Source organism: Thioclava sp. 'Guangxiensis' (assembly GCF_045348365.1).
Taxonomy (GTDB): domain Bacteria; phylum Pseudomonadota; class Alphaproteobacteria; order Rhodobacterales; family Rhodobacteraceae; genus Thioclava; species Thioclava kandeliae.
Genome location: NZ_CP155822.1, coordinates 1,736,225 through 1,748,829 on the forward strand (window position 1 = coordinate 1,736,225; position 12,605 = coordinate 1,748,829).

Consider the following 12,605-nt stretch of genomic DNA (forward strand, 5'->3'; position numbering starts at 1 on the left):
CCGAGGGCCTGCCGCTAATCACACATCCAATTCCTCAACGAACTGGGCGTTTTCGGTGATATACTGGAAGCGCAGCTCGGGTTTCTTGCCCATCAGGCGCTCCACGAGGTCGGCCGTCTCGCCGCCCAGATCGTCGTCGATGGTGACGCGGATCAGCTTGCGGGTGGCGGGGTCCATCGTGGTTTCTTTCAGGTCCTTGGCATCCATCTCGCCCAAGCCTTTGAAGCGCTGCACGTCGATCTTGCCCTTTCCACCCAGGCCCTTGGCCAGCCATTCCTCTTTCTCGGCGTCGGAGGCCACATACATGCGCTTGGCGCCTTGGGTCAGGCGGTAGAGCGGCGGGCAGGCCAGATAGAGGTGGCCTTGGTCGATCAGCGGACGCATCTGGGTGAAGAAGAAGGTCATCAGGAGGGAGGCGATATGCGCGCCATCGACATCGGCATCGGTCATGATGATGATCTTGTCGTAGCGCAGGTCTTCGACGTTGAACTTGGTGCCGAGCCCCACGCCCAATGCCTCGCACAGATCGCTGATCTCCTGATTGGTGCCGAGTTTGGACGAGGCCGCGCCCAGCACGTTCAGGATCTTGCCCTTGAGCGGCAAAAGCGCCTGCGTTTCGCGTTTGCGCGCGCCTTTGGCCGAGCCACCTGCCGAGTCGCCCTCGACGATGAAGAGTTCCGTATTGGCGCGGTTTTTTGCGGTGCAATCGGTCAGCTTGCCGGGCAGGCGCAACTTTTTGGTGGCCGATTTGCGGGCGGTTTCCTTTTCCTGACGGCGGCGCAGACGCTCCTCGGCGCGCAGCACGAGGAAATCGAGGATGGCGCCTGCGGATTTGGTGTCAGAGGCCAGCCAGTTGTCGAAATGGTCGCGCACCGCGCCCTCGACCAGACGCTGGGCTTCGGTGGTGGCCAGACGGTCCTTGGTCTGGCCCACGAATTCCGGCTCGCGGATGAAGCAGGACACCAGCGCGCAGCCGCCGGTGATGAGGTCATCGCGGGTGATGTTTGACGCTTTCTTGTTGTTGATCAGCTCGCCATAGGCCCGGATGCCCTTGAGGATCGCCGACCAGAAGCCCGCCTCATGGGTGCCGCCCTCGGGCGTGGGGACGGTGTTACAATAGGACTGGATGTAGCCATCGCGCGAGGGGGTCCAGTTGATCGCCCATTCGACCGAGCCCGGCACGTTGAACTTCTCGCGGAACTCGACTTTACCGGCGAAGGGGCGCTCGGCATAGGTCATCGCCTTGCCCAGCGTCTCCATCAGATAGTCCGAGAGGCCGCCGGGGAAGTGGAAGACCGCCTCGGTGGGCGTTTCGCCATCGTCGATCGCCGATTTCCAGCGGATCTCGACACCCGAGAAGAGATAGGCTTTTGAGCGCACCATCTTGATCAGGCGGGCGGGTTTGAAGCGGTGATGGCCGAAGATCTGCTCATCGGCATGGAAGACCACCTGCGTGCCGCGGCGGTTGGGGGCGGCGCCGATCTCGGCGACGGGGCCTTGCGGGATGCCGCGCGAGAAACGCTGCTCGTAGAGCTTCTTGTTCTTGGCGACCTGCACCACCATCAGATCGGACAGCGCATTCACCACCGACGCGCCCACCCCATGAAGGCCGCCCGAGGTCGCATAGGCATCGCCCGAGAACTTGCCGCCCGCATGGAGCGTGCACAGGATCACCTCGAGCGCCGATTTTCCGGGGAATTTGGGGTGCGGGTCGATCGGGATGCCGCGACCATTATCGCGCACGGTAATCGAGTAATCCTCGTTCAGCTCCACCTCGATGCGGCTGGCATGGCCTGCCACGGCTTCGTCCATCGAGTTGTCGAGGATTTCGGCGAGCATATGGTGCAGCGCACGTTCATCCGTGCCGCCGATATACATGCCGGGACGTTTGCGAACAGGTTCCAGACCTTCCAGCACCTCGATGGAGGAGGCGTCATATTCGGTCTCGGACTGGGTGGAGAGAAGATCGTCTGCCATCTGCTCGCTTTCTTTAGTAGGGTTGGCGTCGATCAATACATCATTTGGGACAAAATCGGCAAGCACCGAGCCGAAAGCGTCCACAGGAAGTTGCAGGTGGCGCGCTGCGGCGGCGGGCGTGAAGTTTGCGCTGCGCCTCATTTACGGGCGGGCGCTATAAAAACCGCCTATTGCAAAGCCGGAATGATCTTCGTGGATTTTCTCGAGAACACAATTCGCTACGTCAACTTGTCGGGGGTCGGTCGAGTGACAATTTGAGACCAACGATAAGAATGATAATGAAGGAGGAGGAGATGTGGGATCAGCGTTTTACGGATGCGGAATATGTCTTCGGAACGGAGCCTGCGGATTTCGTGCGCAGACAGGCGGAGCGGCTGACGCCGGGCATGCGGCTTTTGTCGATTGCCGAGGGCGAGGGGCGTAACGCCGTTTTTCTGGCTGAGAGGGGCATTAAGGTTACCGGCGTCGAGCTGTCGGCGCCTGCGCGGGAGAAGGCGCAGCGGCTGGCTCTGTCGCGCGGGGTCAGTATCGACCTTCTGGCCGAGGATCTTCGCGGTTGGGACTGGCCCGTGGGCGAATATGACGCGCTTCTGGCCTGCTTCATCCAGTTTGCCGATCCTGCCTTCCGCGAGGATATTTTTGACGGGATCCGCCGTGCGGTTGCACCGGGAGGTCTGGTGATGATCCACGGTTTCGCGCGTCGCCAGCCGCGTTACGGCACGGGCGGGCCGCAAATGGTCGAGCAGCTTTACGATCTGGATCTGCTGCGCGAGGCCTTCCCGCGCTGGAAGATCCTCCATCAGGCCGATTACGATGCCGATATCCACGAGGGCGAAGGCCATTGTGGTCGCGCGGCGCTGATCGATTTCGTGATGCAGCGACCCTCGTGATATAGCCATAACGGCTTTGTCAGATGACAGGGTGCAGCCCTTGGATGAAACTCGATCCGAGGGCTTTTGTATCGGGAGGAGGCGTCATGACCGATCAGTTCGCCGCTGCACCGGAGGAAACGGTCTTCGAGACCGTGCCGGTCTGGGATCCGTTCGTGCGGGCTTTCCACTGGGCGCTTGTGGTGCTGGTCTGCGGGGCATGGGGGCTCGGGAAATGGGGCCCTGCGGATATGAGCCTGCATTTCCTGCTGGGTTATTTTATTGGCGGGCTGGTCGTTGCGCGGGTGCTCTGGGGCTTTGTCGGCCCGCGCACGGCGCGGTTTGCCAGTTTCGTCAAAGGGCCGGGCGCGATTGCGCGCTATGGCCGCAAGCTGGTCTCGCGCAAGCCTTCCTATACGCGGGGGCACAATCCGCTGGGCGGGCTGTCGGTGGTGCTGATCCTCGGTCTGCTGGCGGTGCAGGTTGGCACGGGACTGGTCTCCGACCCGGAGGATTATCTCAATGTCGGCCCCTTTGCCGATTGGGTGGGCTATGACAGGGCGGTGCAGGCGGTGGATCTGCATGAGACGGTGGCAAATCTTCTGCTGATCCTTACGCTGGTCCACGTGGGGGCGATCCTGTGGTATCGCCTCTGGAAGCGCGAGAATCTTGTGACACCGATGATCACCGGGCGCGCGCGCCTGCCTGTCGGACCGGCTGCAGAGCCCCGCAAGTAACGTTGCGCTTTTCGGGCCGGAGGTGCCCTGAGGCTTGACGGGTCAACGGGGGCGTGGCACGGGCTGGATATTGACCACCTGATCAGGATTGTGCCATGGCCAGCCCCGTTATGACCCAGCCGGAAAAACCCGTCGATACCTCGATGGGTGTGTTCGGCCATATGCGCGCCATCCTCACGCTCGGATTGCCGCTCGTGGGCTCGAACCTCGCGGCGGCGGGGCTGGGCGTGACCGATACGGTCATGATGGGCTGGTACGGGGTGCCGGAGCTGGCCGCCGTGGTGCTGGGCAGCAATTACCTGTTCTTCTTCTTCCTCTTCGGGACCGGCTTTGCCAATGCGATCATCGGGCGCGTCTCGATGGCGCTCGGTGCCGATGACGAGACACAGGCGCGGCGCGATACGCGCATGGCGCTCTGGCTCTCGATCCTGACGGGGCTGCTGTCGATCCCCTGCATGTGGTATTCGAGCGCGGTTTTACAGGCGCTGGGGCAGAACCCCGTCACCGCCGATCTGGCGCAGGACTATCTGCGGATCGGGGGCTTCGGTATCGTGCCGATGCTGGTTGTGGCGGTGCTGCGCAGCTATCTGTCGGCCTTCGAGCGCACGCAGGTCGTGCTCTGGGTCACGCTGGGCGCGGTCGGGCTGAATATCGTGCTCAACTGGGTCTTCATCTTCGGCCATCTGGGGGTTCCCGAGATGGGCGTGCGCGGCGCAGCGCTGGCATCCGTTCTGGTGCAGCTGGCGGTCATGGGGGTGCTGATGATCTATGCCCATCGCGCCCGCGGTCTGTCGCATGTGGCACTTTGGGCGCGGTTCTGGCGGCCCGACTGGCCAGCCTTCGGAGCGGTGGCGCGGATGGGGATCCCGATCGGGCTGACCATTCTGGCCGAGGCCACCATGTTCCAGATGGCGACGCTGATGATGGGGTGGCTCGGCACGCGCGAGCTGGCGGCCAACGGGATCGTGCTGGAGATCTCGGTGCTGGCCTTCATGTTGCATATGGGGCTCGCCAATGCCGCCACGGTGCGGGCAGGGCGGGCTTATGGCGCTGGCGCGCCCGAGCATCTGCGGCGCGGGGCCTTCACCGTGATCTGCATGTCGCTGGTGGTCGTGGCGCTGACCATCACCGCTTTCCTGAGTATCCCCGAGGATATCGTGCGGCTCTTCGTGAAACCGGGCGAGGAGACAGCGCAGATCGTCCTTCTGGCCAGCGGCCTTCTGGCGCTGGCGGCCTTTTTCCAGCTCTTCGATGCGATGCAGGTTCTGGCGATGGGCCTCTTGCGCGGGTTGCAGGATACCCGCGTGCCGATGTGGATCGCGCTGGCGAGCTACTGGCTGGTGGGGATCCCCGCAGGCTATGGGCTGGCCTTCCACACCACGCTGCAATCGCACGGGGTCTGGCTGGGGCTTGCGGCGGGGCTTGCAACGGCCTCCGCGCTGCTGATGTATCGCTTCTGGGTGGTACGCGGTGGCGGACGGAACCCCGCTTAATCCTCGCCTGTCGACGGGGCTCGGCCCATCAGCCGCTCGGCCTTCTTGCGCACCAGCACGCTGCGCAGGTCATGCATCGCCAGCAGGAGCGCATCCGTCACATGCTCGAGCTGCTCGTCGGTGCCTTTGGATTGTGCCCATTGCGTGGTGAGATTGAGGTAATCCACCGCGCGGTGGATATCATCGATATCGCGCTGCGCCAGAAGGGCCACGCGTTCGGCCATCCATTGGGTGATCCGCGCCATATCGGTAGGGGTCAGCTCGCGCCCGCCCTGCGGTTTGATCTCGCCGTTCCTGATATTGACCACCGCGATCTGGTCCATCTCGATCCGCCGCTGGCGGTTCTGGGTGTCCACACGGAAGACGGCGGCACCATTCTCGCGGATACGGAAGTAATATTCGGGCAGATCAAGGCTCATCAGGCGGGGTCCGGTCGCTAGGGGCGTGTCCCGATTAACGATATCTGCGAGGCAGGATCAACCGTGCTGCGCGGCCTTGGTGCAAATATCGGAAGGGTGGGGTGCCGGAGGAGCGTCTCCGGCACCCCACGCGGTTATTTCAAGCCGGCGCAGAAGGCCTTGATGCGGTTGCAGGCCTCGGTCAGCACCTCGTCGGAGGTTGCATAGCTGATGCGGAAGTTCGGGCTCAGGCCGAAGGCTGCACCGAACACGGTGGCCACGCCAGTCTCTTCCAGAAGGGCCGTGCAGAAGGCCTCGTCATCGGTGATCGCGATGCCCGTGGCCGAGGTCTTGCCGATGCACGCCGCAATCGACGGATAGACATAGAAGGCGCCTTCGGGGGTGGGGCAGGTGATGCCCTCACAGGCGTTGAGCCCGGCCACCACCAGATCGCGGCGGCGGTGGAAGGCCTCGCGGCTCTGTGCGATGTAATCCTGCGCGCCATTCAGCGCCTCGACGGCGGCCCATTGGCTGATCGTGCAGGGGTTCGACGTCGATTGCGACTGCATCTTGCGCATCGCCGCGATCAGCTCCACCGGACCACCGGCATAGCCGATCCGCCAGCCGGTCATGGCATAGGCTTTCGATACGCCATTGACGGTCAGCGTGCGGTCATAGAGCGCGGGCTCGACCTCGGCGGGGGTGCAGAACTCGAACCCGTCGAAGACGAGATGCTCGTACATATCATCGGTCATCACCCAGACATGCGGGTGGCGCATCAATACGTCGGTCAGCGCCTTCAATTCCGCGCGCGTATAGCCCGCGCCCGAAGGGTTGGAGGGCGAGTTGAAGAGGAACCATTTGGTGTTTGGCGTGATCGCGGCCTCGAGCGCTTCGGGCGTGATCTTGTAGCCCATCTCGGGATTGCCCTGCACGAAGACGGGCGTGCCCCCGCCGATCAGCACCATATCGGGATAGCTCACCCAATAGGGCGTGGGGATGATCACCTCGTCACCGGGATTGAGCGTGGCCATGAACGCGTTGAACAGCACCTGCTTGCCGCCCGAGGACACGCTGATCTGCGCGGGCGTGTAGGTCAGCCCGTTCTCGCGGGCGAACTTGTCGCAGATGGCCTGTTTCAGCTCGGCGATCCCGTCCACGGTGGTGTATTTGGTGCGGCCCTCAGTAATTGCGCGGGCGCCCGCATCCTTGATGTTCTGCGGCGTGTCGAAATCGGGCTCGCCCGCCGAGAGGCTGATGATGTCGCGCCCTGCAGCCTTCAGCTCAGCCGCCTTGCCGGTCATGGCCACGGTGGGCGAGGGTTTCACGCGGGCGAGGCTGTCGGAGAGAAAGGCCATGAGGGGCTCCGTTCGGATGGGTTTGTAACTTGTGTGGTCATGTCTTACGCTCGGGCCAAATGGCGATCAAGAGGAGCCCTCATGGCGGATGACTGGTATGGCGAAGATGCCGCGACCTTTGGCGACAGGCTGGAGGGCGCGCGTGAGGCTGCCGGACTGAGCCAGACCGAGCTGGCCGAGAAGCTGGGGGTGCGGCTGGAAACACTGCAGGCCTGGGAAGAGGATATGGCCGATCCGCGGGCCAACAAGCTGCAGATGGTTGCCGGAGTTTTGAACGTTTCGTTGATGTGGCTGCTCAATGGCGAGGGTGCCGGTCTTGACGGGCCGCCGCAAGCGGTAGATGAGGCAGAGCGAGAGCGGGAGATCTTGCGCGAGATACGCGAGGCCCGCGCGGTGATCAAAGACCTCGATGCGCGGCTGGAACGGCTCGAGCGCAGGGTCAAAGCGGGAGAGAGCCAATGACCGGACAGGTGCAGGAAACGGCCGAGGCGCGGCTGAAGCGGATGACGATGCGCAGCTGGCGGCGCGGGATGAAAGAGATGGATATGGTGCTTGGCCCGTTCGCCGATAGCGAACTTGCCAAGATGGATCCGGCCACTCTGGACCTCTATGACGCGCTTCTGGAGGAATATGACCAGGATCTGTATCTCTGGGTCTCGGGTGCCAAACCCTGCCCCCCGGAATATCTGCAGCTCCTGCAAGTCATTGCTGCATTTGCAAAAAAGCGCCACGCAGTCGAGTGAGGTGAAGTGTGGCGGGCGGGGTGTTCTGCCTCCGTTCCGCCACGTTATCTGAAAATTCTCGTCAGATTTGCAATAGATTTAATTCGCTTAACCGAAATTTTGGCATTTTTCCGCATCCTGCATCCCGGGGCATAGATGATGCGGAGAATGAAATGAGTATAGAACCCCCTATGGGCCAGATGGGCGGCGCGGTCGCGGACCGTGCGATGCAGCAAGGGCTCATGACCGGGTATCTCGAGACGCTGGCCCTTGTGGAACGGCTTCACCGGCTGTTGCTCGATGTCATCAAGGACGAATTCGAGCGGCTGGCGATTATCGAGATCAATCCGGTTCAGGCATTGTTGTTGTTCAATGTGGGCGACAACGAGGTGACAGCGGGCGAGCTGAAAAGCCGTGGCTATTATCAGGGCTCGAATGTGAGCTACAATCTGAAGAAGCTGGTGGAAAACGGCTATATGCATCACCAGCGATGTGATGTGGACCGCCGTTCGGTCCGCGTGAAGCTGACCGATAAAGGCTGCAAGCTGCATGATGCGGTGCGCGAGTTGTTCGAACGTCATGCCGAGGGCATGGGCACGCGCGGCGTGATCGATTTCGAGCAAATGGACGAGATGAACCGGACCCTCAAGCGCATGGAGCGCTACTGGATGGACCAGATCCGGTATATCTACTGATCAAATGGGGCGGCACGGGGGTGCTGCCCTTTTTCTTTGCCGTCGCGCTTGACTTGCGCAGTCTTCGGGGCGCAGGCTGAAAGGGTGCGATGAGGGGAGGACGGGATGGAACAGGAACTATCGGTGAATGTCTTGGGCGGCCCGCTCGAGCCCTGTTCGCTCGCGCCGCTCACAGGATTTTTTCGTGACGGTCACTGCAACACATGCGCGCAGGATCGGGGCTCGCATACGGTTTGCGCCATCATGACCAAGGAATTTCTCGCGTGGTCGGCCTATATCGGCAATGACCTTTCGACCCCGCGGCCCGAATACGGCTTTGGTGGGTTGAAGCCCGGGGATCGCTGGTGCCTCTGTGCGGGGCGGTTCCTCGAGGCGCATGACGAGGGCTGCGCGCCCGAGATCGTGCTGGAGGCGACCCATCAGCGGGCGTTGGATGTGGTGCCGATCGAGGTTTTGCGCCTGCACCGGCATCTGTCGCCCTTCCAGTGAGGGGGCTTGCGGTAGTGCTGGCCCTTTGGGGGGGGTGCGGCTGCGGCGCAACCTGTGATCGATGGTCCGGTGGTGGCGGAATATCACCTCGATACCGATGGCGACGGACAGGATGAGCTGGTGACCGATGTCACCACCAGCGCGCAGGACCGTTATGTGATCCTGTCGGATGACAGCGCCGCGCCGTTGGTGATCGGGCCGCTCTGGGCCAGCCATCTGGGCGAGGCGGGGATTGCTTCGGCCAAGGCCGGAACCCTGACGATCCTCATGGGCTGTGATACCTGCGGGCGTTCTGGGCATCGGCGGGAATGGCATATTGTCTTCCGTGAGGGCGCCTATCTTCTGGCAGGGCTGACCGAGATCCAATGGGACAGGCTCTTTGCCGAGAGTGCAAGCTGTGATGCCAATCTGTTGTCCGGTCGGGCGGATATCTCGCGTGACCCCGATCTGACGGGCGCACGTGTCAAGATCGCCGAGGCGGCTCCGCCGCTTGCGGGGCTGCCGGTGACGTTTCAACCTGCCGCCTGCCGCGAGCTTATGGACGGGTTCTGGGCCGCGCGATAGGGCTCCAGAGGATATCGTCGATATGCGGCGCGCCGGTGGCCAGCATCACCAGCCGGTCAAACCCGAGCGCGATGCCCGAAGCGTCGGGCATCAGCTCCAGCGCTTGCAGGAACTCCTCATCGAGCGGATAGCGCTCGCCATAGATCCGCTCCTTCTCGTCCATCTCCGCCTCGAACCGGCGGCGTTGTTCGGCGGGGTCGGTCAGCTCGCCGAAGGCATTGGCCAGCTCTACCCCGCAGGCATAGAGCTCGAACCGCTCCGCCTCGCGTGGGTCATCGGCGCAGGGGCGGGCAAGGGCGGCCTCGGCGGTGGGATAGCGGTCGAGCACGGTGATCCGGCCATGGCCCAGATGCGGCTCGACACGGTCCACCAGCACTTTTGACACGATGTCCGACCAGCCATCATCCTCGGCAATCGCAAAGCCCACTCGCGCGCATTCGGCGGCCAATGCTGCGCGGTCGGTGGTGCCATCGGCATGGCAGCTCGCCAGCAGATCTATGCCCGCATAGGTTTGGAAGGCTTGCGCCACCGAGATCCGTTCGACCGGCGCGAAAGGATCGCAGGTCATGCCGCGATATTGCAGGTGATCCGCCCCGCAGGCCCGCGTGGCAATGGCCAGCATCGCGTGGGCATCCTCGATCAGCCGGTCATAGGGCTCGCCCGCGCGATACCATTCGAGCATGGTGAATTCGGCGCTATGGCGGGTGCCTGCCTCGCGGTTGCGCCAGACATGGGCGAAGGCGAAGATCCGTGGCTCGCCCGCCGCCAGGATCTTCTTCATCGTGAATTCGGGAGAGGTATGCAGATACATCCGGTGCGCCACCCCGTCATGGCCGAGGAGGTCGGTGGCAAAGGCATGCAGATGGGCTTCGTTTCCGGGGCTGGTCTGCAGGCAGGCTGGATCGGTCTCGAGAAAGTCCTGATCGGCAAACCACTGCCGGAGCGCTGCCTGAATCCGGTTGCGCGCCAGCAGAAGCGGGCGGCGGTCCGCATGGCGATGGGGGTGCCACCAGGGTGTTTCGGTCATCTCTTGCACTTTCGAACAGGCTTTGAACTGGAAATCCGTCTCCAGATGGTTTAGGCGACGGGGCATCCGGGCGCCAGTCTTCACGCAGTGCCTGAGCCTCATTTGCCCAAGCGGGCATTCGTTCAAAGGAAATGCAATGGTTAAAGTCATCGCCTCGCAGCTGCGCAAGGGCAATGTCGTCGAAATCGACAGCCACCTTTATGTCGTTCTGACGGCTGAAAGCTTCCACCCCGGCAAGGGCACCCCGGTGACCCAAGTCAACATGCGTCGTATTTCGGATGGCACCAAGGTCTCCGAACGCTGGAAGACCACCGAAGGCGTGGAGCGCGCGCATGTGGAAGAGCGTGAATTCGACTTCCTCTACGAGGATGGCGAAGGCTATCACTTCATGGAACCCACCACCTACGAGCAGGTTGCCGTGTCCGATGACGTGATCGGCGATGCGAAAGTGTTCCTGCGTGATGGTCTGCGCGTCTGGCTGAAAACCTATAATGATGGCGTGATCGCGATCGAACTGCCGCAGAAGGTCACCGTGGAAGTCGAGGAGACCGAGCCGGTTGTCAAAGGCCAGACCGCTTCCTCGTCCTACAAACCCTCGACCTGCACCGGTGGTATCCGTGTGATGGTGCCGCCGCATATCGGCGCAGGCACCCGCATCGTGATCAACACCGATGATCTGGCCTATCAGGAACGTGCGAAAGACTGATTTCGCTACGGTGTAAGACAGCGAGAGGCGTCCCGAACGGGGCGCCTTTTTTCATGTAGGCTGGCGAATGGCGGCGTGCAGGCAATGCGCCAGATCAAAGAGCCGGAACTGTAACGGTTCTATGACGTTCATCAGAAGACCCTTCAGGAGATCCTCTGTCATGATGTCCGACAGCCTGCACTATTTCGCAAATCGCCTGACGGACCGTCCGCTGGGTCCGTTCCATCTGCAAGACATCTACGGGCCGCAATGGGCGGCATTTTCGGCCGAGGACCGGCTGCGACTGGGGCGCGACTTTCTGGCGCATGTGCGTCAGGGGGCGATCCCGCAGGTGCATGATAGCGGTGAGTGCGACCCGCAGGGGCGGGTCTTCAGGAAGGATTGAGCAGGTGCGCCGTCACAGCTTGCGCAGACGCACCACCACATCCACCGATGCGATCTCGTAACCTTCGGGGGGCTTGGGCAGCTGGGTGATCTTCATCTCTTCCTTGGGAGCATCCGAGATACGCGCCTCGTCTTCCCAGAAGAAATGCGGGTGATCGTCCATGCGGGTGTCGAAATAGCTGCGTGTGCCATCAACGGTGACTTCGTGCATGAGCCCCGCATCACAGAACGCCCGCAGCGTATTGTAGACAGTGGCCAGAGAGACGCGCTCTCCTGCATCCTGCGCGGATGTATGCAGCATCTCGGCGGTGACATGCCGGTTCTCGCCATCGCCCACGAGCAAAGACGCCAGCGAAACCCGCTGACGGGTGGGGCGTAATCCCCCTTTGGCAAGCCATTGCTGGCCACGGTCGCGTGCGTTGGGTGCCATAGGTCGTCTATCTCCTGAGGCCCAATATGCGCCCTGAGGGCCGGAGATTCAATCGAGCTTGGCGAAAACTTCGTGAAATTCTCGGTCTTCGGCCGGGGCTTGTCTTCGGGACCGGTCGTTCTTAGCTCCATTTCACCCATGCCCGAGGGTGCGAGCAGCCTTGCGTCCGCGCCCAGACGGGTGTTAGAGGGAACGAAACTAGACCCAAGGGGGGAATGATATTCCATGGCAGGCTTTCCGACGAGCTTCGACCGGGACGAACTACTGAAATGCGCAAGGGGCGAACTGTTCGGCCCCGGCAACGCGCAATTGCCCGAACCGCCCATGCTGATGATGGACCGTATCACCGATATCTCGGGCGATGGCGGCGAATTCGGCAAGGGGCATGTTGTGGCCGAGTTCGACATCAAACCCGACCTGTGGTTCTTTGACTGCCACTTCCCCGGCAACCCGATCATGCCGGGCTGTCTGGGCCTTGACGGTTTGTGGCAGCTGACGGGCTTCAACCTCGGCTGGCGTGGCTGGCAGGGGCGCGGCTATGCGCTGGGTGTGGGCGAGGTCAAGCTGACCGGTATGGTCCGTCCCGACCGCAAAATGCTGACCTACAAGGTTGATTTCACCAAAGCCGTGCAGACCCGCCGTCTGACCATGGGTGTGGCCAACGGGATCGTCGAAGCCGATGGCGAGGTGATCTACCAGGTCAAGGATATGAAGGTCGCTCTTTCCGAGAGCTGATAGCCAGAAATTACGAGGAGG

The 12,605-nt window shown here is 62.3% G+C and carries 16 protein-coding genes; 11 read left to right on the forward strand and 5 right to left on the reverse strand.

The features are described 5' to 3' along the window. Nucleotides 1–18: 18 nt before the first annotated feature. Nucleotides 19–1,977 carry a DNA topoisomerase IV subunit B gene (parE, locus tag ABEB22_RS08565; RefSeq protein WP_339113300.1) on the reverse strand — a complete coding sequence of 653 codons (1,959 nt, stop codon included), beginning with the start codon at nt 1,975–1,977 and terminating at the stop codon, nt 19–21. Between the two features lie 293 nt (nt 1,978–2,270). Here parE and ABEB22_RS08570 point away from each other — a divergent pair, with 293 nt between their 5' ends. From ABEB22_RS08570 to ABEB22_RS08580, 3 genes are all read left to right on the forward strand, one after another. After that, nucleotides 2,271–2,867, forward strand: a complete 597-nt coding sequence (locus ABEB22_RS08570; protein ID WP_339113299.1) for a class I SAM-dependent methyltransferase — start codon at nt 2,271–2,273, stop codon at nt 2,865–2,867. Nucleotides 2,868–2,953: 86 nt separating this feature from the next. Next, nucleotides 2,954–3,583 (forward strand): cytochrome b/b6 domain-containing protein, encoded by a 630-nt coding sequence (locus ABEB22_RS08575; RefSeq protein ID WP_406870067.1) that lies wholly within the window; start codon nt 2,954–2,956, stop codon nt 3,581–3,583. A 110-nt stretch (nt 3,584–3,693) separates the two neighbouring features. Continuing rightward, entirely contained in the window at nt 3,694–5,076 is a 1,383-nt protein-coding gene (locus ABEB22_RS08580) for an MATE family efflux transporter (RefSeq protein WP_406871138.1), read from the forward strand. Here the strand turns inward: ABEB22_RS08580 and ABEB22_RS08585 are convergent. Both ABEB22_RS08585 and ABEB22_RS08590 read right to left on the reverse strand, forming a co-directional pair. Continuing rightward, nucleotides 5,073–5,495 (reverse strand): hypothetical protein, encoded by a 423-nt coding sequence (locus ABEB22_RS08585; protein ID WP_339113297.1) that lies wholly within the window; start codon nt 5,493–5,495, stop codon nt 5,073–5,075. The two genes, ABEB22_RS08580 and ABEB22_RS08585, sit on opposite strands and share 4 nt — an antisense overlap. Nucleotides 5,496–5,629: 134 nt before the next feature. After that, nucleotides 5,630–6,832, reverse strand: coding sequence for a pyridoxal phosphate-dependent aminotransferase (locus ABEB22_RS08590; RefSeq protein WP_406870068.1), 1,203 nt, complete (start codon nt 6,830–6,832; stop codon nt 5,630–5,632). An 81-nt stretch (nt 6,833–6,913) separates the two neighbouring features. On the opposite strand from ABEB22_RS08590, the gene ABEB22_RS08595 reads away from it, so the two are divergent. The 5 genes from ABEB22_RS08595 (at nt 6,914) to ABEB22_RS08615 (ending at nt 9,302) form a co-directional block, all read left to right on the forward strand. Then, complete coding sequence (locus ABEB22_RS08595) at nt 6,914–7,294, forward strand: helix-turn-helix transcriptional regulator (RefSeq protein ID WP_339113295.1); 381 nt, start codon at nt 6,914–6,916, stop codon at nt 7,292–7,294. Then, nucleotides 7,291–7,575 (forward strand): succinate dehydrogenase assembly factor 2, encoded by a 285-nt coding sequence (locus ABEB22_RS08600; RefSeq protein ID WP_406870069.1) that lies wholly within the window; start codon nt 7,291–7,293, stop codon nt 7,573–7,575. The genes ABEB22_RS08595 and ABEB22_RS08600 overlap by 4 nt, the downstream gene beginning before the upstream one ends. 152 nt (nt 7,576–7,727) lie before the next feature. Continuing rightward, a complete protein-coding gene (locus ABEB22_RS08605; RefSeq protein WP_406870070.1) occupies nt 7,728–8,249 on the forward strand; it encodes a MarR family winged helix-turn-helix transcriptional regulator in 522 nt (173 codons plus the stop codon). Between the two features lie 105 nt (nt 8,250–8,354). Next, complete coding sequence (locus tag ABEB22_RS08610) at nt 8,355–8,738, forward strand: DUF2237 domain-containing protein (protein WP_339113294.1); 384 nt, start codon at nt 8,355–8,357, stop codon at nt 8,736–8,738. Between the two features lie 54 nt (nt 8,739–8,792). Continuing rightward, nucleotides 8,793–9,302, forward strand: coding sequence for a hypothetical protein (locus ABEB22_RS08615; protein ID WP_406870071.1), 510 nt, complete (start codon nt 8,793–8,795; stop codon nt 9,300–9,302). Here ABEB22_RS08615 and epmA read toward each other — a convergent pair. Beyond that, entirely contained in the window at nt 9,274–10,329 is a 1,056-nt protein-coding gene (gene epmA / locus ABEB22_RS08620) for an EF-P lysine aminoacylase EpmA (RefSeq protein ID WP_406871139.1), read from the reverse strand. The two genes, ABEB22_RS08615 and epmA, sit on opposite strands and share 29 nt — an antisense overlap. A gap of 136 nt (nt 10,330–10,465) precedes the next feature. On the opposite strand from epmA, the gene efp reads away from it, so the two are divergent. Then, the gene (efp, locus tag ABEB22_RS08625) at nt 10,466–11,035 is read left to right on the forward strand and encodes an elongation factor P (protein WP_339113292.1); all 570 of its coding nucleotides are present in this window, start codon (nt 10,466–10,468) and stop codon (nt 11,033–11,035) included. Nucleotides 11,036–11,195: 160 nt separating this feature from the next. Further along, the gene (locus tag ABEB22_RS08630; protein ID WP_339113291.1) at nt 11,196–11,420 is read left to right on the forward strand and encodes a DUF1413 domain-containing protein; all 225 of its coding nucleotides are present in this window, start codon (nt 11,196–11,198) and stop codon (nt 11,418–11,420) included. Nucleotides 11,421–11,432: 12 nt separating this feature from the next. On the opposite strand, the gene irr is transcribed toward ABEB22_RS08630, so the two are convergent. Then, nucleotides 11,433–11,849 carry a Fur family transcriptional regulator Irr gene (gene irr, locus ABEB22_RS08635; protein WP_339113290.1) on the reverse strand — a complete coding sequence of 139 codons (417 nt, stop codon included), beginning with the start codon at nt 11,847–11,849 and terminating at the stop codon, nt 11,433–11,435. 225 nt (nt 11,850–12,074) lie between these two features. Here irr and fabA point away from each other — a divergent pair, with 225 nt between their 5' ends. Then, nucleotides 12,075–12,584, forward strand: a complete 510-nt coding sequence (fabA, locus tag ABEB22_RS08640; RefSeq protein WP_339113289.1) for a bifunctional 3-hydroxydecanoyl-ACP dehydratase/trans-2-decenoyl-ACP isomerase — start codon at nt 12,075–12,077, stop codon at nt 12,582–12,584. The last annotated feature ends 21 nt before the right edge of the window (nt 12,585–12,605 follow it).

Excerpts from the sequence above, each read along its gene's own strand:
- irr (WP_339113290.1), bottom strand. The coding sequence starts at position 11,849 with ATGGCACCCAACGCACGCGACCGTGGCCAGCAATGGCTTGCCAAAGGG.
- ABEB22_RS08590 (WP_406870068.1), bottom strand. The coding sequence starts at position 6,832 with ATGGCCTTTCTCTCCGACAGCCTCGCCCGCGTGAAACCCTCGCCCACC.
- ABEB22_RS08610 (WP_339113294.1), top strand. The coding sequence starts at position 8,355 with ATGGAACAGGAACTATCGGTGAATGTCTTGGGCGGCCCGCTCGAGCCC.
- ABEB22_RS08630 (WP_339113291.1), top strand. The coding sequence starts at position 11,196 with ATGATGTCCGACAGCCTGCACTATTTCGCAAATCGCCTGACGGACCGT.
- parE (WP_339113300.1), bottom strand. The coding sequence starts at position 1,977 with ATGGCAGACGATCTTCTCTCCACCCAGTCCGAGACCGAATATGACGCC.
- ABEB22_RS08600 (WP_406870069.1), top strand. The coding sequence starts at position 7,291 with ATGACCGGACAGGTGCAGGAAACGGCCGAGGCGCGGCTGAAGCGGATG.
- ABEB22_RS08575 (WP_406870067.1), top strand. The coding sequence starts at position 2,954 with ATGACCGATCAGTTCGCCGCTGCACCGGAGGAAACGGTCTTCGAGACC.
- ABEB22_RS08595 (WP_339113295.1), top strand. The coding sequence starts at position 6,914 with ATGGCGGATGACTGGTATGGCGAAGATGCCGCGACCTTTGGCGACAGG.
- efp (WP_339113292.1), top strand. The coding sequence starts at position 10,466 with ATGGTTAAAGTCATCGCCTCGCAGCTGCGCAAGGGCAATGTCGTCGAA.
- ABEB22_RS08605 (WP_406870070.1), top strand. The coding sequence starts at position 7,728 with ATGAGTATAGAACCCCCTATGGGCCAGATGGGCGGCGCGGTCGCGGAC.
- ABEB22_RS08585 (WP_339113297.1), bottom strand. The coding sequence starts at position 5,495 with ATGAGCCTTGATCTGCCCGAATATTACTTCCGTATCCGCGAGAATGGT.
- ABEB22_RS08580 (WP_406871138.1), top strand. The coding sequence starts at position 3,694 with ATGACCCAGCCGGAAAAACCCGTCGATACCTCGATGGGTGTGTTCGGC.
- fabA (WP_339113289.1), top strand. The coding sequence starts at position 12,075 with ATGGCAGGCTTTCCGACGAGCTTCGACCGGGACGAACTACTGAAATGC.
- ABEB22_RS08570 (WP_339113299.1), top strand. The coding sequence starts at position 2,271 with ATGTGGGATCAGCGTTTTACGGATGCGGAATATGTCTTCGGAACGGAG.
- epmA (WP_406871139.1), bottom strand. The coding sequence starts at position 10,329 with ATGACCGAAACACCCTGGTGGCACCCCCATCGCCATGCGGACCGCCGC.